We start from the raw sequence: 20,452 nt of genomic DNA, 5'->3' as shown, positions 1-20,452 counted from the left end.
GAGACCGGACATGACGACGACACACCACGTCCCTGTGCTGATCGTGGGCGCCGGGTTCGGCGGGATCGCGCTCGCCGCGCGGTTGCGCGCGGCCGGGATCACCGACTTCGCCGTGCTGGAACGCACCGCGGACCTCGGCGGTACCTGGAGCCGCAACACCTACCCGGGCGCGGCCTGCGACGTGCCCAGCGACCTGTACTCGCTCTCGTTCGCCCCGAACCCGGACTGGTCGCGCAAGTACGGCACCCAGCCGGAGATCCTCGCCTACCTGCGCCGGGTCGCCGAGGAGCACGGCGTCACCCGGCACCTGCACCTCGGCACCACCGTCACCGCGGCGTCGTTCGACGAGACGCGACGGCACTGGACCGTGTCCACCGACGACGGGGAGTGGACCGCCGACGTCCTGGTGTCCGCGGTCGGCGCGTTCGCCGAGGCGTCGGTCCCGGACCTGCCGGGCCTGGGCTCGTTCACCGGGCCGGTGCGCCACACCCTGCACTGGGACCACGACCTGGACCTGACCGGGAAGCGGGTCGCGGTCGTCGGGACCGGGGCGACGGCCGTGCAGCTCGTGCCCGAGCTGCGCCGGGTCGCCGAGGAGGTGGTGCTGTTCCAGCGCACACCACCGTGGATCGTCCCGCGCCGCGACCGGCCCACCGGGCGGCTGCGGCGGGCCCTGTACCGGCGGTTCCCGGTGGTCCAGCGGCTCTCCCGGGCGGCCTGGTACGCCGGGATCGAGTCCTTCGGGCTGCCCGGGTTCGTGCACCGCGCGTTCCGGTTCCCGTTCGAGGCGCTCGGGCATTACCAGCTGCGCCGCCAGGTCGCCGACCCCGAGCTGCGCCGGCGGCTCACCCCCGGCTACATGATCGGCTGCAAGCGGGCGATCTTCTCCGACTCGTTCTACCCCGCGGTGTGCGCCGACGACGTCCGTCTGGTCACCGATCCGCTCGACCACGTGACCCCGGACGGCCCGGTCACCGCCGACGGCACCCGGCACGACGTGGACGTCCTCGTGTTCGCCACCGGGTTCACCGCGATGCCGCAGCTGGCCGAGGTGGTCACCGGCACCGACGGCCGCTCCATCGACGACCGCTACCGGGAGCGCCCGCAGAGCTACCTCGGGGTCGCCAACCACGGGTTCCCGAACATGTTCACCGTGCTCGGCCCGTTCGGGGCCGCGGGCAACCAGTCCGCCGTCGTCATGATCGAGGCCCAGGTCGGCTACATCGTCGACGCGCTGCGCCGGATCCGCGACGAGGGGATCACCCGGTTCGAGGTGCGGGCCGACGCGCAGGACGGGTTCGTCGCGCAGACGCACGCCCGCGCCGGCCGCGGAACCTGGCTGCGCGGCGGCTGCTCGAGCTACTACACCAACGGCGCCGGGCTCAACGCCGGGCTGTACCCGGGCTGGTCGTTCGAGTACCGGGCGCGGACCCGCCGCTGGGACGCCGAACGCTACGACGTGTCCCGTGCCGTCCCGGCGGAGGTGGCCTCGTGAGCCGCTTCGCCGTGCACCGGGCCGTCGCGCTCGTCACGGGCGCGGGGGCCGGGATCGGACTGGCCACCGCGGCCGAGCTCGCCGGCCGGGGCGCGTCGGTGCTGCTGGTGGACCGCGACGACGCCGCGGTGGCCGCGGCCGCCGCCCGGCTCGGCCCGCGCACCGCGGCGGTCACCGCGGACGTCACCGACCCGGATGCGATGACCGCTGCGGTCGCCGAGGCGGTGCGGGTGTTCGGCCGGCTCGACCTGGTCGTGGCCAACGCGGGCGTCACCCCGCCGCCGGCCACGCTGCGGACCGGTGACCCCGCCGACTTCCGGCGGGTCGTCGAGGTGAACCTGCACGGCGCCCTGCACACCGTGCGCCCGGCGATCGAGCAGCTGATCACCCACCGCGGGCACGTCGTGGTGGTCGCCTCGTGCGCCGCCTACAGCCCGCCGCTGGGCGGGTCGGCGTACATGGTGAGCAAGGCCGCCGTCGAGGTGCTCGCCCGGGCCCTGCGGCTGGAGCTGGCACCGCACCGGGTGGGCGTGACGACGGTGGCGTTCGGCTTCGTCGACACCGGGCTGGCCCGCGCCACCCTGGACGAGCACGAGGTCGGCCCCCGGCTGTCCGCGCTGCTGCCCGGGCCGCTGCGCCGCCGCATCACCCCCGCCGACGCGGCCCGGGTGATCGCCCGCGGCGCGGCGCGGCGTGCGGTACGGGTGACGGCCCCGCGCGCGTGGGCGCCGCTCGGTGTGCTGCGCGGGGTGCTGTCGCCGCTGGTCGACGCGGTCGTGGTGCGCGGGCCGGGCGCCGGGCTGGTCCGGCTGCTGGAACGCGAGCACCGGGCGCCGTGACCCCGGCACCGGCCGCGGACGGCCGGGCGCCGGGCTACCGGGTGCCGGGTGTTGGGCTACCGGGCGGCGGGCGGCCGGGTCGCTGCGGACGGCCCGGCGGCACCGGCCACGACGGGCAGGCCGGCGGCCGCCCAGGCCCGGAACCCGCCGTCGATGTCGGTGGCCCGGTGCAGGCCGAGGTCCTGCAGCGAGGCCGCCGCCAGGCTGGAGCTGTAGCCCTCGGAACAGAACAGCACCCACGCGACGTCGTGGTCGACGGCCTGCGGGACGCGGGCGTCCGAGGTGGGGTCGAGCCGCCACTCCAGGTGGTTGCGTTCGATCACCAGGGCGCCCGGTACCGCGCCCTCCTCGACGCGCTGCCAGCCGGGACGGGTGTCCACGAGGTGCGCGCCGGCCTCGGCCAGCGCGGCGGCACGGTGCGGGCCGGGCCGGTCCAGCCGGGTGCGCGCGGCGGCCAGCAGGTCGGCGACGGTGCGGCTCATCCGGCGCCCTGCCCCGGCTCGACGAGCTCGGTCCGGGTGCGGCGCAGCCGCCGGTGCCCCGCGGTCGCGGGCACGTCCTCGACCGCGTAGTACGACATCGCCGACAGCGGCGGCGAGTAGGCGTGCACGCTCACCGCGGGGGCCTCGGCCGGGTTCGCGACGTCGTGCACGTGCCCGAGCGGGAACCCGGCACCGCGGCCGTGCCGCAGGGTGCGGGTGCGCAGCCCCGACGAGCCGCTCCACCGGCGCTCGGTGAGCGTGCCCGAGACCACGGTCAGGGCACCGAGCGACCCGGCGTGGTCGTGCAGCTCGGCGATCTGCTCGGTCGCCCAGCTGATCAGCCAGACGTCGACCAGGCCGTCGCTGCGCAGCAGCCGATACCAGCGCCGCTGCGGGTCGACGACGACCTCGTGGTGCCCCGCGCGGACCTCCGCGGCGATCCCGCGGGTCAGCTCGACCAGGTCGTCGAGGTCGTGCGGGGTGGGTGCGGTGACGGGGCGGGCGCGGGGGGTGGCCGGACGGATCCGGGCAGGGCGGGACGCACGGACGGGCGCGGACACGGTGGATCTCCAGGTGGGTCGGGCGGAGCGGGGTTCGGTACCTCAGCTCCGTCGACAGCCCTGGTCGAAATGGTCGGCACGACGGGTACCCCACAGGGGTCCGAGCGTCGCGGCCTGATCCATGTCCCGATGTCACCACACCGCGCCCCGGCGGCTCAACCGCCGGTCCGGAGGGCGGGAGCCCGGCCCGGGCTGTCCGGACACCACGGGCCGGCCGTGGGATCCGGCCGGCCCCGCGCCGGGTCCGATTCAGTCCTCGTCGGACATCCCCATCACGGTGTCCAGGCCGGACAGCACCAGCGAGCGCCGCGCCTGGCTCCCGCCCGGCGCGACCAGCGTCAGCGGGACCCCGACGGCCCCCATCCGGCGGGCCGCCTCGGTCAGCAGCGCTATCCCGGCACTGCTGACGAACGCGTCCGCGGCGATGGTCAGGGTGACCGGCAGGCCGCGGGCGAGGTGTTCCATCAGCGGGATGCGGACCGCCGCGACCCCGTCGTGGTCGAGGTCCCCGACGATGGTCAGCCGGACCCCGTGCGCGTCCGGCGCCGCGCGCAGCCGGGTCGCCGCCGGGCGCCCGTCGTCGTCCTCGTCCGGGGACGCGCCCGGGGTCTCGGTGCGGTCCGGCTCGGGCTCGCCCGCGACGAACTCCACCGGTGGACCGGCACCCGGGCTGCCGACGTCGACCGGGGTCGCCGGCAGCCGGAACCGCACCGTGGTGCCGGCCTCCGAGGGCTCGATGTCGACGTCCTGGGCGAGCTCCCGGATGAGCGCGATGCCGCGCCCCCGGTAGCCCGGGTCCGCCGGTGGGGGCCGCCACCGGCCGCCGTCGGCGACCCGGGCGGTGACCGCCCCGTCCGCGGAGAGCGCCAGCTCCAGATCCACCCCGTCCACACCCGGCCGTTCGTCGGCGGGGACGTCCAGGTAGGCGTGCTCGATCGCGTTGGTGACCGCCTCCCCGACCGTCAGCTGCAGGTCGCTGACGCCGTCCGGACCCATCCCGCACAACGCGGCCCAGCCGCCGACGGCGCGGCGCAGCGGTGCGAGCCGCTGCGGGTCCGGCTCGATCGTCAGCCGCAGCGGCGGGGGCATCAACCGGGCGACGACGACGACCGTGTCGTCCGGGACCGACTGCCCGTCCGACATCCGGTTGAGCAACGTGTCGGCCATGTCGCGGGGCTGGGAGGCGGCGAGCTCGCCGAACGCCCCGGCGAGCCGGGCGAGCCCGTCGTCGATGACCTCGTCGCGCCGCTCGAACAGGCCGTCCGAGCACAGCAGGATGGTCTCGCCCGGTTCCATCCGGTCGGTCGCCTCGGCGAACGGCGGCCGGCCCGAGATGCCCAGCGGCACCCCGCGTCCCTCGTTGAGCATCCGCACGCCGCCGGTCCCGGCCACGAGCGGCGGCGGGTGCCCGGCGCTGGAGTAGTGCAGCTCGCCGGTCTCGGTGTCGATGACCGCGATCGCGACCGTGCTCGCGGTCGCGCCGCGGACCCGCAGCGCGTACTGGTCGAGCTGTTCCAGCGCTCGTGCCGGGGGCTGGCCGTTGACCAGGTTCGAGGCGACGGCGCTGCGGAGCTGTCCCATCACGGCCGCGGCGGACGGCCCGCGGCCGACGACGTCGCCGACGACGAGCGCGACGGTCCCGTCGTCGAGGTCGAGCACGTCGAACCAGTCGCCACCGGCCTCCGTGCCCTGGGTCCCGGGGCGGTAGCGGGTCGCCAGCGACAGCTGTTCGATCTCCGGCAGCTTCTGCGGCAACAGGCTGCGCTGCAGGGTGACCGCGACCTCGTGCTCGGCCTGGTTCAGCTGCGCGCGCATGATCGCCTGCGCGCACTGGTTGGCCAGCGTCCGGACGAAGCTCTTCTGCTCCTCGGTGTAGGTGGGCTGGCCGGCGAACCGGAACCCGATCACCCCGATCGGGCGGCCGGCGACCAGCAGCGGCACCGCGGTGTGCACCGGGTAGCGCCGGACCTCGGAGAAGTCCTGCGCGTTCCAGATCGGCTCGCCCTCGGTGACCGCGCGGCTCAGCGGGTGGCTGCGGGCGGGTGTGCGCATCGCCGGACCGTCCTCCGGCCAGCCCGCCTCGCGGAACAGCGTGAGCTGCCCGTTGTCGCCGATGACCAGGACGGCCACCGCCTCCGCGCCGATCGAGCTCCGGCCGTGTTCGACGACGACGTCGGCCACCGACTCCACGTCGGTGGCCCGTGCCAGGCCGGTGGCGACCGCTCCGAGCCGTTCGGCGAGCCGCCGGGCGTCGGTCTCGGCGTCCAGCATGGACGCACGGTCCAGGGCCTGCGCGGCCAGCTCGGCGACCGCGATCGCGGCCTCCTTGTCGGCCTCCGAGAGCCGCCGCTCGCTCAGCATCGACACCCCGAGCACGCCGAGCACCCGGTTCCCGGCGACCAGCGGCAGGTAACCCATGGTCTGGGCGCGCTCCGCGACGACGCCGATCTGCGCCGGGTACCGCTGCGCCCACTCCTGGGCCGAGGCGAACCACCGCGGCTCGCGGTCGGCGAGGACGTCGGCGAACACCATCGGGGCGTCCCCCCGGATCCGGCCGGCGCGCTGCCAGAGGTCGTCGTCCCAGCCGTGCCCGGTGAGCGCCTCCAGCCAGTCCCCGCGGATCTCCCAGAGCCCGGCGAAGTCGGCGTCGAGCAGGCCCACGATGTGGTCGACGGCGATGGCCGCGACGTCACCGGCGGTGGCTGCCGCCGACATGTTGGCCGTCGCCCGGTGCAGCAGGCCCAGCCGCTGCGCGGAGGCCCGCTCCTGCTCGAGCAGCCGCGCGTTGTCGACCGCGAGACCGGCCCGGCGGGCGATCTCGGAGAGCATGTCCAGGTCGTCGACCGTGTAGGGGTCCCCCGGCTCGGTCCGCACCGCGGTCAGCACCGCGCTGGTGCGGCCGCGGGCCGGCAGCGGCACGACCATCACCGAGCTCATCCGCAGCCGTTCCCAGCCGCGTCGCTGCGCCTCGGGAAGGCGCTCGAGCACGTCGCCGAACCGGTCCGGGCCGACGATCTCCGCACGGGCGGATCCCGCGTCCACCGGCACCAGCGGCCGCAGCCGCCACAGCGACGGCTCGAGCGCCGTCCGGTCCGCCGCCACCGCGAGGGTGGCGGTCTGGGCGGTGTGGGCCGGGGGGTCGGCCTCGTGCACCAGCGCGACGTCGGCCAGCTGCTCGTCGACGACGGCACGGACCAGCTGGTCGGTCCGCCCGGTCCGGGTGATCTCCCGCTCGAGCGACTCGGCGACCTCGGAGTAGATCCGGTGTCTGCGCTGCTCGCGGTGCTGGACGTCGATGTCGAGACAGCCGCCGACGTAGCCCGCGGACCGTTCGCCGTCGCGCACCGGTGCACCGCGGTCGAGCACCCACCGGTACCGCCCGGTCCGGTCCAGCAGCCGGTACTCGACCTCGAACGGGGCGTGCGCACGGGCGGCGGCCGAGGTCACCGCCCGGTAGCGCTCCCGGTCGGCGTGGTGGATGCGGTGGCGCCAGTCGAGGCCGAGCTCCGAGGTCGGGTCCTCGACACCGGTGAAGTCCAGCCAGCCGCGGTTGACGAACAGCCGGTGCCCGCCGGGGTCGTCGACCCAGATCAACGCCGGCGTCGAGTCCGCCATCGCGCGGAACTGCAGCTCGGCGGCCCGCCGGACCCGGCCCAGCTGCAGGTGGTTGGTGACCCGGGCCAGCAGCTCGCGCGCGGAGAACGGGCGCACCAGGTAGTCGTCGGCACCGGCCGCGAATCCCTCGAGGGCCGCGTCCTCGCCGGCCCGCGAGGACAGCAGAACCACCGGCACCCCGACCGTCCGCGGGTCCGACCGCAGCGCGCGCAGCAGCTCGATACCGCCGCGGAGGGCGCCCGCCTCCGCGTCGCCGGTGGGCAGCGCGGCGTCGGCGACGACCAGGTCCGGCGGGTCGGTGCGGGCCGTGTCCAGCGCGGCGGCACCGTCGGCGGCGACCTGCACCGTCCACTGTTCGCTGAGCAGGTCACGCAGGTAGCCGCGCATCTCGCGGTCGTCGTCGACGACGAGTACCCGGTCGGCGTGGACGAGGTCCAGGCCGTCGACCACGGAGCTGTCCAGGGAGCGTCCCCGACCGGCCGGGCCGGGCCGCCCGGCGGCGGCCTCGGCGTCGTCGGGCGGGTCGGGCAGCCAGCGCAGCGCCTCCGCGACGTACGGTCCGCTGAGCCGCGGGGTGCTGCGGGTCCCCATCGGGGAGCGGACCAGGCGGTCCGCGGGCAGGTGCGCGAAGCCCAGCGGGATCCGCACGGTGAACGTGCTGCCCTGTCCCGGCTTGCTGGTGACGTCGATGGTGCCGCCGTGCAGCCGGACCAGCTGGCGGATCAGCGGCAGCCCGAGGCCGCTGCCCTCGACGGTGCGGCCACGGCGGTCACCCGGCCTGCGGAACCGGTCGAAGATCGAGTCGATCTCCGCGTCCGGGATCCCGGCACCGGTGTCGGCGACCCGCAGCACGACCTGCTCGCCGTCCTGCACGAGCTCGACGGTGACTCCACCGTCCATCGTGTACTTGACGGCGTTGCTGAGCAGGTTGAGGACGATCTTCTCCCAGGCGTCCCGGTCGACCCAGGCGGGCCGGCCGGGCGGCGGGGAGGAGACGTCGAGCGCGAGCCCGGCCCGCTCGAGGACCGGGGCGAACGCGGCGACGATCTCGGCCGTGGTCGCACCCAGCTCGGTGGCCGCGAACAACCCCTCCTGCCTGCCGGACTGCAGTGCCGAGACGTCGAGCAGGCTGTCGACGAGCTTGAGCATCCGCTCGGCGTTGCGCTGGGCGAGCACGGCCTGGCCGCGCACCACGGTGTCACCGTGCGTGCGCAGCCGCTCCAGCGCCCCCAGGACCAGGCTCAGCGGATCGCGGAGCTCGTCACCGAGCCCGGCGTAGTAGTCGGCGCGGGCCTGCTCGATCGAGCTGATGTCGGCGCGCTGGTCGCGCTCGCGGTCCCGGAGCACGGCCGTGGTCAGCACGAGGCCGACGTGGTCGACCAGCAGCCGCAGGAAGGAGCGGTGCTCCTCGTCGAGCGGCAGCAGCGGCGGCACCCCGAGCACCACGGTCAGGCAGGCGGCGCCGTCGGGGGTGCGCATCACGGCACGGGCGAGCTCGGTGACCGGTGGGCCGGCGCCGTCCACCGGGGTCCGGTCGATCGGCACGAACTCGACGGACGGGCCGGCTTCCGGGCCCGGGTCCTGCGGCAGCCAGTGCTGCGGCGGCGGGCCGGTCCGCACGGTGAGCAGCGGGCGTGGTTCCGCGTCGCAGGTGGTGACGGCGGCGCAGGCGAGGTCCTCGACCGCGCCGTCCAGGACCGCGCTCAGCCGCTCGACGGCCACGTCCAGCGACGGCGCGTCCCGCGCGACCTCGCCCAGCGCGGCCAGCACGCTCATCCGGCGCGCCCCCACCACGCTCCGGGTGACCTCGGTGGTGAGGGTCATCAGACCCAGCACCCGGCCGGACGGGGCGCGCATCGGGGTCACCGAGTAGTTCCACCAGGTGGCCTCGGGGCCGTCCCAGCGCGTCAGGACGATCCGGTCCTCGGCCCGGTAGATGCCCGGCCGGTCCCCGGCCAGCAGTTCCGGGAGCTCCTCGGCGAGGTGCTCGGTCAGCTCCGGCCAGCCCTCCTGCAACGGACGGCCGAACGTGCGCGGGTGCCGGTGGCCGGCGTGCGCGGCGAACTCGTCATTGTAGAGCAGCACCAGCTCCGGGCCCCACCAGACGACCAGCGGGCGGCGGATCTCGAGCATGAACCGGACGGCGCTCTCGAGCTCACCGTCCCACTCGGCGCGCGGACCGAGCGATGTCGCCGACCAGTCGGTCGTGTCCAACAGCGTGCGCACCGCGACGTCCGTCGTCGGCTCGTCGGCCTCTCCCACCGCGCGCGCCACCCCGTTCCACGTTCCCGCCCGCCACCACCGGACCTGACGTCCCCGAGGATTCCATCAGGGCCGGGTCGTCGGCATCTCGAGCCGGTGCGGAACCGCTCACGCGCTCCCGTGCCGGGCCGACTCCCGGCGGGTGGCGAGCCACCGCCGCAGGTCGGTGAGCGGGGCGTCCCGGCCGGGCTCGTGGTAGATCTCGTGCCAGAGACCGTCGTACCAGCGCACCGTGGTGTCCGGGGAGCCGCTGGCCTCGTCGAGCCTGCGGGTGCCCTCGGGGTCGGTGAGCCGGTCGGCCGTGCCGTGCTGGATCAGCAGCGGCAGCCGGAGCTCGGCGGCGCGCGGCAGGAGGCGGTCCATCTGCGCGTAGATCGCCGCGCCGAGGGCCAGGGTGGGCTTGCCGTGGTGCACGAGCGGGTCGGCCGCGTAGTCGTCGACGACGGCCGGGTCGGAGCTGATCGCGGAGGTGTCGATGCCGAGCGGGCGCACCGTCGGCAGGGCCCGGGAGACCAGGGAGAGCACGGGGACCAGCGCGGCGGGCACCGCGTCGGAGGCGAGTGCGGGTGCGGACAGCGCGAGGCCCGCGAGCCGGTCCTGGTGGCGCAGCGCGTAGGCGAGGGCGATCTGCCCGCCGAGGCTGTGCCCGAGCAGGAAGACCGGCAGGCCGGGGTGCCGCGCGACGATCTCGCGCCGGAACGTCTCGAAGTCCTGCAGCAGGTCGTCGTAGCGCCGGACGTGGACGCGGGTGCCGCCGGACCGCCCATGCCCGCGGTGGTCGAGCCCGTAGACCGCCCAGCCGTCGGGCAGCAGGGTCTCGACGACCGAACCGTAGCGCCCGGAGTGCTCACCGATCCCGTGGCTGATCAGCAGCACGCCCGACGGCTCGACCGGTCCGGCGGTGTCACCGGTCGGGAGCCGGCCCTGCCAGAACAGCTCGACACCGCCCACGCCGGGGAGCCACCCCTGCACGTCCGGGCCGGTCGTCACGAGCCGGTCACGTCCTGCTCGACGTCGCCCCCGGGCGGGACCTCGACGTCCACCCCGGCTCCCGCACCGGCTACCAGCCGGTACCGGCCCGCGTCGAGATCGGGGAGGCGGAACGTACCGTCGGACGCGGCGCTGGTCCCGGCGACCGCCTCGCCGTCCTGCTCCAGGACGACGGCGACACCGGCGGCCGGTGCGCCGCTCGCCGTCCGGGCGGTGCCGTGGACGACCGCGGCGGGACGGAGCCGGAGCACGGTGCCGGCGCCCGCGTCACCGACGGCGCAGGCGGCGACGCCCGGGCGGTACCCGTCCCGGCCGGCGACGGCGACGAACGAGCCGGACCCCGGCACCGGGATCCGGGCGACACCGTCGGAGCCGGTCACCGCGGAGCCGACGGGTCCACCGGCCCGGTCGCGGACGCTGACGTCGGCACCGATCAGCGGCTCGCCGTGCGGATCGAGGACCTGCACCTCGATGTCCTGCGGCGAGGTGCCCGGGACGACGGCTGCAGGCTCGTCGCCGGAGCGGTGCACCGTGAGGGCGACCTCCTCCGTGTCGCCCGTCCGTTCGCCGGCAGGCCGGGCCCCGGCGCCGAGCGCTCCGCCCGTACCCGGTCCTCCGGCCCGCGCCGGGTCCCCGGCCGTGCTCGGGGCTCCGGTGCCCGGGGCTCCGGTGCTCGGGGACGGGGTGCTCGGGGACGCGGCGCTCGGGGACGCGGTCACGTTCGGGGTCACGGCGGGGGTCGCCTCCGGTTCGCCGGACGGCGCGGGAGTACCGGCCGCCGGGGGGGTGTCCGTGGTCTCGTCCGCCGGGTCCGATGCGGGGCCCCGGCGCTCCGGGTCGCCGGCCCGCTCGGCCGGCCGCACCGAGCGCAGTACCCGCGGGGCCGGGCGCGGCGGCGGCTCGGGACGGTCACCGGTGTCGTGCGACGACCCACTGCCGGGGACGATGCCGAGCATCGAGTTCCGGGCGTTGCCCGGCTTCGTACCGTCCGGGTCCGGTGGCCCCTGCTGTTCCGGGACGCGGCCGGCCCACCCCTGCTGGGCGGCGATGCGGTCACGGGCCTCGCGGAACTCGCGCTCGGTGTCCGGTGTGGCCGCCCCACGGCTCGCCGGCCGCTCGGCCGGGACCGCCGTCACCCGCTTCACCAGGTCGGGGTCGACCGGGGACCGGGAGTCCGCCCGGGCCGGGGCCGCCGGGCGCGGAACGGCGCCGCTCGCGACGCTGCCGCCTGCGGTCTCGCCGGTGGTGGTCTCGCCCCGTCCCGCGGAGGTCTCGCCGGTCGCGGCGCTCCGGTGACGGTCCGTGGAGGACACGGACGCGGTGGCGCTGCGGTCCGGAGAGGACACGGCATCCCCGGTAGTGCTCCGGCCGGTGGAGCGCTCTGCGGGCTCCCCCCGACCGGCAACGCTTCCGGCTGCAGCGACGCCCGCAGCGGTGAGGCCGACGGCAGCGACACCGGCGGCCGCCACGGTGCCGGACGGACCCGCGCCTGTCCCGGCCGAACCGGTCACCTGTCCGGTCGCGGGGCTCGGTGCGGTGTCGGCCGCGACCGCGCCGTCCCGAGCCGTGCTGTCCCGAGCCGTGCTGTCACCAGCCGTGCCGCCATCAGCCGTGCCGTCACCGTTCGCGCCGTCACCAACCGCGCCGTCACCGCCCGGGGCGTCCCCACCGGCGGTGTCGCCGCCCGGGGCGTGCCCGGCCGCCGCGGTGGTGCCGGTAGGCCCGTGTCCGGTTGCGGTCGAGCGGTTCTCGTCAGTCGGACGTGAACCGCTGTCGACCTGCTCGGCGCCGGGCGCGCCCGCCGTACTCGCGCCGGGCGCACTCGCGCCGGGCGCAGGAGTGGCCCCAGCGCCCTTCCCCGAGCCGGGCGTGGTCTTCGCGTCGGCCGGTGCTGCACCCGCAACGGTCGTCGTGCCCGCCGTCGCGCGCGGTGCGGCGCTCGTGCCGGACACGTCGCCGGACGTCGCACCGGCGGCGGACGTTCCGCCGGACGCCTCGCGGGTGGGCTCCTGCTCCGTGCCGGCCCTGCCTGCGGTCACCGTCTCGGCGTCCGCAGTGCTTCCCGTCGCGGTACCCGGAACGGCGGTCCCGGCGGTCGCTCTCGTCGGTGCGCCCGCGGTGGCGGCGTCCCCGGCGGCGGCGTCCCCGGCGGCGGCCCTCGTGGGTGCCTCGCCCGATGCGGCGGCCCCCGTGGGTGCTTCGCCCGTGGCGGTCTCCCCGGTGGATGCACCCCCGGTGGATGCGCCCCCGGCGGCGTCCGCCGAGGGTGCGTCTCCCGTGGCGGCATCCTTGGTGGGTGCGCCCACGGTGGCGGCCTCTCCGGCAGCGTCCCCCGTAGGTGCGTCGCCCGTGGCGGCCTTGCCCGTGGGTGCACCCCCGGTGACGGCGTCCCCGGCAGCGTCCGTGGGTGCGTCGCCCGTAGCGGCCTCCCTGGTGGGTGCGCCCGCGGTGGCAGTTTCCCCGGCGGTGGCCCCCGTGGGTGCGTCTCCCGACGCGGCGGGACCGGCGGCGCCCCCCGTGTCAGCGTCCCCGGTCGCGCTGCCCCCGGTGGAGGTCGTGGTCCCGGACGTGGTGGCGTGCTTCGCGCCCCGCCGTCCGGCGACCGCACCGGCGGCGACGGCCGCACCGGCCGCAGCCGCGCCGGCCACACCGGCACCGGCCGCGCGGAGGGAACCGCGATCCGCCGTCGCACCGGGCGACTCGGCACCGCGCCCGAACTCGATCGGATCGGCCGGGCCCGACGGGCCACCCTGTGCCCGGCCCGCGGCGATCTCGTCGACCTCGACCTCGTTCGCGGGTCCGTCCGGGACGGGTCCGGTCACGGACCAGGCGGGCACGACGTCGCTACTGGTGTCGTCGCCGCTGGTGTCGGACGTCGCGGCGGTTCCCCCGCCCGCGCTGGTGGGCCCGCCCGCGCTGGTGCGTCCGGCCGCGCCGGTGGCACCTTCCTCGGCTGTGCCCCGTTCCCCGCCGGTGACGCGGCCCGCAGCCGTCCGCATCGAGCCCGCGCCGGTCGCCGGCTCGGGGGCGGTGGAGATGTCCGGTGCCGAGCTGTCCGGCCCCCGGCTCGTGGTCTCCGCGCCGCCGAGGTCGACCGGGCGCCGCCGGGCCACCGGCGACGGCCGCGGCACCGGGCGCGTCGGCGCGGTCGGCGGTTCGACGGGCTCGACCGGTTTGCCGTCCTTGAAACCGCGGGACCACGGCGGCCCGATCGGACCGACACTGACGTCTGGGCTGACCCGGGGCTCCGCCGATCCGGCGTGCGGGATCCGGTCGGTCACCTCGCCGTCGGGCGCCTCACCGTCCGTGGACGCACCACCCGGGGCCTCACCGCCCGGCGCATCACTGCCTGCCGTCTCGCTGCCCGCCGTCTCGCTGCCCAGCGCCTCACTGCCCCGGGCCTCACTACCACGGGCCTCACTGCCTGGAGCCTCGTTGTCCGGGGCCCCGACACCGGAGTGCGCGGTGCTCGATGTCGTGGTGCTCGACGCCGCAGCGACCGAGTTCGCTGTGCCCGAGTTCGCTGTACCCGAGTTCGCAGTACCCGCGTTCGCCCTGCCCGAGTCCGCGCTGCCGGGCGCCTCGCTCTCGGCGTGCTCGTCGACCCGGGTGATGTCGGGCGCGGAGGAGTGCGTCGGGCCGAGCGCGGACCGGGTACCGAGCACCGGTGTGACCTCGTCGGAGTCCCCTCCGGCGGGGAGCTCCTCCGTGGCGACCTCGTCCTCGGAGGCCGCTCCGGTCGTGTCGCCCTCGTCGTCCGGGCGTGTACGTCCGGAGCCCGCACCGCCGGGGCTCCCGGCGCCGGAGTCCGCATCGGTGTTGTCCGTAGCGGCCGGCCCCGCTGTGGCCGCGCCGGTATCGGGCGAAGCGGCGTCCTCCGGGTGGCCGTCGTCCGTGGACGGTGCCTCCGCGTCCTCACCGGCGGCCTCGGCCGATCGGCGAGGATGGTCGTCGAGCCCGCGGGCCCGCCGGTCCACCAGATCGGCGACGGTGCGCGGCGGCGCGTCGTCCTGCGACGTCGGGTCCGCGTCCCGGTTCCGCCCCCACCGCAGGAACGCTGCGATCCCGACGGCCACCAGCACCACCACCAACAGCCCCAGCAGGGCCCACGTCGACATCTGGAGATCCTTCTGCCGGAGCGGACGAACCGGGCCCACGACCCCGGTCGCAGCCCGGAAAGGTCCGGCGCCCCGGTGCGGGCCCACGGTCCGGCAGGACCCGTGACCCGGTCGGCGCGTCCGGCGACGAACCGTAGCACCGATCACGGCGTGCCCGGGGTGGGTGAACAGTGCCCGCGTGTCGGCGATCCGCGTCGCGCCACCGCGCCGATCCGGCCGCGCCGGGTACGCCCGGATCGGCCAGAATCACCCCATGACCAGCGACCCGGTGACCCCCGAGCTCGCCGAGATCGCCGCCGCGCACGGCGTCGCGACCTCCTATCTGGACGGCACACGCACCGAACAGCCGATCGACGCGGCGGTGGTACGGCGGATCCTCGGGCTGCTGGAGGTGGACGTCTCCGGCCCCGGGGCGGAACGGGTCGCGCTCGCCGGGGCACGGGAGCGGGCAGCGGCCGGCGCGCTGCCGCCGACGATCGGCCACCGCAGCGACCGCACCCGTCCGGTGCCCGGTCGCGGGCGGCTCACCGCCACCGACGGCCGGGCCGCCGAGGACGGCCGGGCCCACGACGTCGACGGGGAGCTGCCGGTCGGCCTGGAGCCGGGCCGCTACCTGTTGGAGACCGACGGCGGACGGTCGACCGTCGTCGTCGCACCGCCCGCGCTGCCCGACCCGCCACGCACGTGGGGCTGGATGCTGCAGCTCTACGCGCTGCACTCGCGGTCGTCCTGGGGCATCGGCGACCTCGGCGACCTCACCGACCTGGTCCGGGGCGGGCACGGCGCGGGCGCGGTGCTGGTCAACCCGCTGCACGCGGTCACCCCTGTCCCGCCGGTGCAGCCGTCGCCCTACACGCCGTCGTCGCGCCGCTACACGACCCCGCTCGCCCTGCGGATCACCGACCTGCCCGCCTACGCCGATGCCGACGCCGCCACCCGGGCCGAGGTCGACGCGCTGCGCCCGGAGATCACCGGCGACCGCATCGCGCACGACCGGGTGTGGGCGGCGAAGCGGTCGGCGTTGGAAGCCTTGTGGCGCAACGCCGGACATCCGGACGGTGGGCGCGCCGACGCCGACCTGACCTCGTTCGCGACCTACTGCGCGCTCGCCGAGCGGCACGGTGGCCGCTGGTCGCGCTGGCCGGAGGAGCTGCGCCGGCCCGACGGCCCCGGTGTCGCCGCCGCACAGCGCGAGCTGGCCCCGCGGATCGCGTTCCACTCCTGGGTGCAGCAGCAGGCCGAGGCGCAGCTGGCCGGCGTGCGTGCGGCGGCGCGCGAGGCCAGGATGCCGGTCGGGGTCATCCACGACCTGGCCGTCGGCTGCGACCCCGAGGGCGCGGACGCCTGGATGCTGCAGGACGTGCTCGCGCTGGACGCCACCGTCGGCGCCCCGCCGGACGCGTTCAACCAGCGCGGCCAGACCTGGGGCCTGCCGCCCTGGCGTCCGGACCGCCTGGCGCGGACCGGCTACGCCGCGTTCGGCGACATGACACGTGCCCTGCTCGCCCACGCCGACGGTCTGCGGATCGATCACGTCATGGGGCTGTGGCGGCTGTGGTGGGTGCCCTCCGGCGAGACCGCCGACCGCGGCACCTACGTCCACTACGACGCCGAGGCCATGCTCGCGGTCCTGCTCCTCGAGGCGCACCGGGCGGAGGCACTGGTGGTCGGCGAGGACCTCGGCACGGTGATCCCGCAGATCCGCGAGGACATGGCCGAGCGCAACCTGCTGGGCTCGACGGTGCTGTGGTTCTCCCGCGACCCCGACCCGGAGACGGGTGGCGACGACGGTCCGCTGCGGCCGCCGTCGCGCTGGCCCGAACGGTCGGTCGCAACGATCTCCACGCACGACCTGCCGACCGCGCCCGGGTTCCTGCGGGGCGAGCACGTGCGGGTGCGCGCCGAGCTGGACCTGCTCGACGATCCCGCCGCGGAGCAGGAGAAGGCCGCGGCGGAGCGTGCGGAGCTGCTCGAGCTGCTCGTCACGGAGGGGCTGCTGGACCGTTCCGACGGCGACCCGGGCGAGGACGAGATCATCGTGGCTCTGCACGGGCTGCTGGCGTCGGCGCGGTCACGGATCGTGCTGGCCTCGCTGTACGACGTCGTCGGCGAGCCCCGCCAGCCGAACCTCCCCGGCACGGTCGACGAGTACCCGAACTGGCGGATCCCGCTCCCGGTGACGCTCGAGGACGCCCTGGCCGACGACCGCGTCCGCCGGGTCGCCGAGGTCCTGAACCGGCGGGCCGCTCCGCAACGGTGACCTGGCAGTATCCGCAGGCGATGACCGCACACAGCCACACCGACCTCGACGCCGTCGACCTGGTCCGCGCCGACGGCACCGCCGGTGCCCTGTGGCAGGCCTGGACGACCGGCGAGCGGCTCGCCGCACTGCCCGAGCTGCTGCGCCCGCGCACCCTCGCCGAGGGGTTCGCCGCCCAGCAGCGGTTGTCCGAGCGGGCGGGCCCTGCCTACGGCTGGAAGCTCGCGGCGACGGCGGCGACCGGACAGGCCCACATCGGTGTGGACGCCCCGCTGCCCGGGCGGTTGTTCGAGCGGTTCCGGCACGCCCCCGGCGACGTCATCCCGTCCGGTGAGCTGCACATGGCGGTCGCGGAGGCCGAGTTCGCGTTCGTCCTGGGGACCGCGGTGGACCCCGGCGCGTCCCGGGACGACCTGCGGGCGGCGGTCGCCACGGTCCACTGTGCCGTGGAGCTGCCGGAGTCGAGGTTCGACGACTACGTGGCCGCCGGCGCCCCGTCGCTGCTGGCCGACGCGGCCTGTGCCGGCCGGTTCGTGCTCGGTCCCGCGATCGAGGGCGGTCTCGACCTCGACCTGGCGGCCGTCGCGACCACGCTGCAGGTCGACGGTGACACCGCCGCCGGCAGCGGCGCGTCCGTCCTCGGCGACCCGTGGACCGCACTGGCCTGGCTGGCCGAGACACTCCCGCAGCTCGGGGCCCGGCTGGAGGCAGGCACGCTGGTCACCACCGGGACCACGACCGTGCCGGTCGCCACCCGCCCGGGCGCGCGGGTCCGGGCATCCTTCGGCGACGGCGGCACGCTCGGCGCGGTCGAGCTCACCCTGGCTCCGGCGGGCGCCTGACCCGTCGCGCCCCGGGCACGCAGCCACACGAGGCCGGCACACGGGGCTCAGTGCACGGGTCTCAGTACACGGGTCTCAAGGCACGGGGCTCAACGCACGACGCTCAAGGCACCCGCCGCGCACCGCACCCGCACCTCGGTACCGGCCGCCACGTCGCTCACCTCGCCGTCGACCTGCACCGGCATCGGCCCGCAGCTGGTGAACCGGAACTCCGATGTGGCCGGTTGCCGGCCCAGCCCGCGCAGGGCGGCCTTCACCGCGATCGCCACCTGCATCCACTTCGGCCGGTGCTCGAGCAGCACGACCTCGAACCGGCCGTCGTCGGGACGGCTGTCCTCGCTCAGCTCCGCGACCTTCGCCATCTCCCCGATGTTCGCGAGGACCAGGTGGTCGACCCGCTTCCTGTCGCCGGTGGAGAACTCGATCTCGAACGGGGTGAAGGCCCAGAACGACCGCACCGTCGACAGCACCTCGCGCAGCGTGCCCTTACCGCCCTCCTCGATCTGCAGGGCGACGACCGGGGTCAGGCCGAACCCGATGTAGGAGTGCGCGTACTGCGGTGCCGCATCGCCCAGACAGAGCTCGAGCAGGTCCATCCGTTCGGTGCGGCCGTCGAGGATCGCCTCGACCAGTGGCCGGCGTGCGGTCACGCGTTCGTGGTCGTTCGCGTTGCCCGCCGCGAGAACCGCGGCCGCGGCACCGGTCCCGGGCACGTCCACGATGCCGTTGACGACCTCGTTGTAGCCGCCGTCGCCGCTGGCCGACACGATCAGCGGGCGCCCGGGACCGGCGGCGACCTCCCGGGCGATGACGCGCGCGTGGCCCGCGTACTCGGTGGGGCGCAGCTCCACGGAGAGCTCGGGCCGGGCCGCGGCGAGCTCGTCGCGCAGTGCGCGCGAGCGGGCATCGGCGTCGCCGGTGGAGCCCGGGTTGAACACCACCAGCACGGAGTCGATCGTCTCGGCCACCCGGGCAGCGTAGACGTCGGTCCCGCAGGGGAACCGGCTCTCGTCCCGGGCCACGCGTGCGCGGCCCGGACGGCGAACGCGGGCGCGGCCGGCCGTCCCGATGGCACGATGGCCGGATGGACGCGACCCGCGTGGACCGCTGGCTGTGGTCGGTACGCCTGGCCAAGACGCGTGCCGACGCCGCGACCGCCTGCCGGGGCGGGCACGTGCGGATCAACGACCGCCCCGCGAAGCCGGCCGCGCCGGTCAAGGTCGGGGACCGGGTCCGGGCACGGGTGTACGACCGCAACCGGATCGTCGAGGTCACCCGGGTCATCGAGAAGCGGGTCGGGGCGCCGATCGCGCAGGAGTGCTACATCGACCACACACCGCCGGAGCCGACCGGGGCCGCCGTGCCGGTGTTCCGTCGCGAGCGTGGCGCGGGACGCCCGACGAAGCGGGACCGGCGGATGCTCGACCAGCTGGGCCTGTCGCGGGGCGGCCGGTAGGCGTCGCAGGCCACACCCCGGCACCGGTTCCCACCTGTGAGGATGGGGGCCATGTACGACGCCCTGATGCGCACCGTCCTGCGGCACGTCCCGTCCGAGCCCGCGCACCGGATGGGCTTCGGCGTCGTCCGCGCGCTCGGTGGCGCACCCGGCGTAGGACCGCGGATCGCGGGCCGCCTCACGGCCGGTGACCCCGTCCTCCGGACGCAGGCGCTCGGGCTCCGGTTCGCGGGTCCCCTGGGGCTCGCGGCCGGGTTCGACAAGGACGCCGAGGGCGTGCTGGCGCTCGGGCGGCTCGGCTTCGCCGCCGTGGAGATCGGCACCGTGACCGGGCGTGCGCAGCCCGGCAATCCCAGGCCGCGGCTGTTCCGCCTCGTCGACGACCACGCGCTGATCAACCGGATGGGGTTCAACAACGCCGGTGCCGCGGCGGTCGCGCCGCGGCTTGCCGCGCTCCGGTTCCGTCCGGGCGCCGGGATGCCGGTGCTCGGGGTGAACATCGGCAAGAGCAAGGTGGTGCCGGCCGCCGAGGCCGCCGAGGACTACCGCGCGAGCGCTGCCGCGCTGGGTGCCTACGCCGACTACGTCGTCGTCAACGTCAGCTCACCGAACACGCCGGGCCTGCGGGACCTGCAGCAGGTCGACGTGCTGGAGCCGCTCCTCGTGGCGGTCCGCGACGAGCTCGACCGTGTCGCCGGCGACCGGCGGGTCCCGCTGCTCGTGAAGATCACGGTCGACCTGGCCGACGCCGACGTCGACGCCATCGCCGATCTCGCGGTGCGCCTCGGGCTCGACGGCGTGGTCGCCACGAACACCACCGTGTCCCGCGAGGGCCTTCGTACCCCCGCGACGGACGTGGCGGCCCTCGGCGCCGGTGGTCTCTCCGGCCGTCCGCTCGCGGCCCAGGCCCTCCAGGTCGTACGACGGCTGCGCGCCCGGCTCTCCGCGGAGCAGATCGTCATCTCCGTGGGCGGGATCGAGGACGCCGCGGAGGCCTACCGCAGGATCCGGGCCGGCGCCTCGCTCGTGCAGGCCTACACCGGGTTCGTCTACGGCGGGCTGCTCTGGCCCTCGCGGGTGCACCGCGAGCTGGCCGAGCTCGTCCGCCGGGACGGCTTCACCGCTGTCTCCCAGGCGGTCGGCGCGGATCTCTGAGCCCGCTGCTCCCTCTGTCCCCGCCGGCGACAGATACTGCAACGGCGTTTCGGCGTGTCGTGAGAGGCTGATCCGGGTTCGGCGGTGATGATCGCCGGGTGGTGGATCTTGCTGGATGGGTAACGGCGTTGGACCAGGTCATAGCCTCGATCGGGCCGCGGTTCTTCCGTCGTGAGCCTCGCGCGCGGGCTGGGGCGTACGTGCGCGGGTTGCTGGCCGGGTTGGAGCGCAAGAACGGGTGGACGCTGGCCGAGCATGCGGGGGCGGTCTCGCCGGACGGGACGCAGCGGATGTTGCGCACCGCGGACTGGGACGTCGACGGGGTCCGCGACGACGTGCGCGACTACGTCCTCGACGCCCTCGGCGACCCCGCAAGTG

The 20,452-nt window shown here is 76.0% G+C and carries 12 protein-coding genes and 1 pseudogene; 7 read left to right on the top strand and 6 right to left on the bottom strand.

The window, feature by feature from the left end:
• Positions 1-10 precede the first annotated feature (10 nt).
• Both BM093_RS28300 and BM093_RS28295 read left to right on the top strand, forming a co-directional pair.
• Positions 11-1,495, top strand: coding sequence for a flavin-containing monooxygenase (locus tag BM093_RS28300; protein ID WP_093353076.1), 1,485 nt, complete (start codon positions 11-13; stop codon positions 1,493-1,495).
• Entirely contained in the window at positions 1,492-2,334 is an 843-nt protein-coding gene (locus tag BM093_RS28295) for an SDR family NAD(P)-dependent oxidoreductase (RefSeq protein WP_093353073.1), read from the top strand. Before BM093_RS28300 ends, BM093_RS28295 begins: the two co-directional genes overlap by 4 nt.
• A 56-nt stretch (positions 2,335-2,390) precedes the next feature.
• On the opposite strand, the gene BM093_RS28290 is transcribed toward BM093_RS28295, so the two are convergent.
• From BM093_RS28290 to BM093_RS28270, 5 genes are all read right to left on the bottom strand, one after another.
• Positions 2,391-2,816 (bottom strand): rhodanese-like domain-containing protein, encoded by a 426-nt coding sequence (locus BM093_RS28290; RefSeq protein WP_093353070.1) that lies wholly within the window; start codon positions 2,814-2,816, stop codon positions 2,391-2,393.
• On the bottom strand, positions 2,813-3,376 hold the full coding sequence (locus tag BM093_RS28285; protein WP_093353067.1) for a cysteine dioxygenase: 564 nt from the start codon (positions 3,374-3,376) through the stop codon (positions 2,813-2,815). The genes BM093_RS28290 and BM093_RS28285 overlap by 4 nt, the downstream gene beginning before the upstream one ends.
• Positions 3,377-3,625: 249 nt before the next feature.
• Positions 3,626-9,253: a SpoIIE family protein phosphatase gene (locus BM093_RS28280; RefSeq protein WP_143105550.1), complete on the bottom strand. Its 5,628-nt coding sequence runs from the start codon at positions 9,251-9,253 to the stop codon at positions 3,626-3,628.
• A gap of 108 nt (positions 9,254-9,361) precedes the next feature.
• Positions 9,362-10,243 carry an alpha/beta hydrolase gene (locus tag BM093_RS28275; protein WP_093353061.1) on the bottom strand — a complete coding sequence of 294 codons (882 nt, stop codon included), beginning with the start codon at positions 10,241-10,243 and terminating at the stop codon, positions 9,362-9,364.
• Positions 10,240-14,361 (bottom strand): carboxypeptidase regulatory-like domain-containing protein, encoded by a 4,122-nt coding sequence (locus tag BM093_RS28270; protein ID WP_093353058.1) that lies wholly within the window; start codon positions 14,359-14,361, stop codon positions 10,240-10,242. Before BM093_RS28270 ends, BM093_RS28275 begins: the two co-directional genes overlap by 4 nt.
• Positions 14,362-14,614: 253 nt before the next feature.
• Here BM093_RS28270 and malQ point away from each other — a divergent pair, with 253 nt between their 5' ends.
• Entirely contained in the window at positions 14,615-16,621 is a 2,007-nt protein-coding gene (gene malQ, locus BM093_RS28265) for a 4-alpha-glucanotransferase (protein WP_093353155.1), read from the top strand.
• Between the two features lie 20 nt (positions 16,622-16,641).
• The gene (locus BM093_RS28260) at positions 16,642-17,463 is read left to right on the top strand and encodes a 2-keto-4-pentenoate hydratase (protein ID WP_245773858.1); all 822 of its coding nucleotides are present in this window, start codon (positions 16,642-16,644) and stop codon (positions 17,461-17,463) included.
• 89 nt (positions 17,464-17,552) lie between these two features.
• Here the strand turns inward: BM093_RS28260 and BM093_RS28255 are convergent, their stop codons facing one another.
• The gene (locus BM093_RS28255) at positions 17,553-18,431 is read right to left on the bottom strand and encodes a diacylglycerol/lipid kinase family protein (RefSeq protein ID WP_093353146.1); all 879 of its coding nucleotides are present in this window, start codon (positions 18,429-18,431) and stop codon (positions 17,553-17,555) included.
• Between the two features lie 116 nt (positions 18,432-18,547).
• Here BM093_RS28255 and BM093_RS28250 point away from each other — a divergent pair, with 116 nt between their 5' ends.
• The 3 genes and pseudogenes from BM093_RS28250 to BM093_RS28240 all read left to right on the top strand — a co-directional run.
• On the top strand, positions 18,548-18,919 hold the full coding sequence (locus tag BM093_RS28250; RefSeq protein ID WP_093353055.1) for an RNA-binding S4 domain-containing protein: 372 nt from the start codon (positions 18,548-18,550) through the stop codon (positions 18,917-18,919).
• Positions 18,920-18,970: 51 nt separating this feature from the next.
• Complete coding sequence (locus BM093_RS28245; RefSeq protein ID WP_093353052.1) at positions 18,971-20,074, top strand: quinone-dependent dihydroorotate dehydrogenase; 1,104 nt, start codon at positions 18,971-18,973, stop codon at positions 20,072-20,074.
• A gap of 101 nt (positions 20,075-20,175) precedes the next feature.
• A pseudogene (locus tag BM093_RS28240) lies at positions 20,176-20,452 on the top strand (IS701 family transposase); the annotation flags it as partial.

The organism is Pseudonocardia ammonioxydans (genome assembly GCF_900115005.1).
GTDB classification, from domain to species: domain Bacteria; phylum Actinomycetota; class Actinomycetes; order Mycobacteriales; family Pseudonocardiaceae; genus Pseudonocardia; species Pseudonocardia ammonioxydans.
This window is presented reverse-complemented; position numbering and strand designations above follow the sequence as displayed.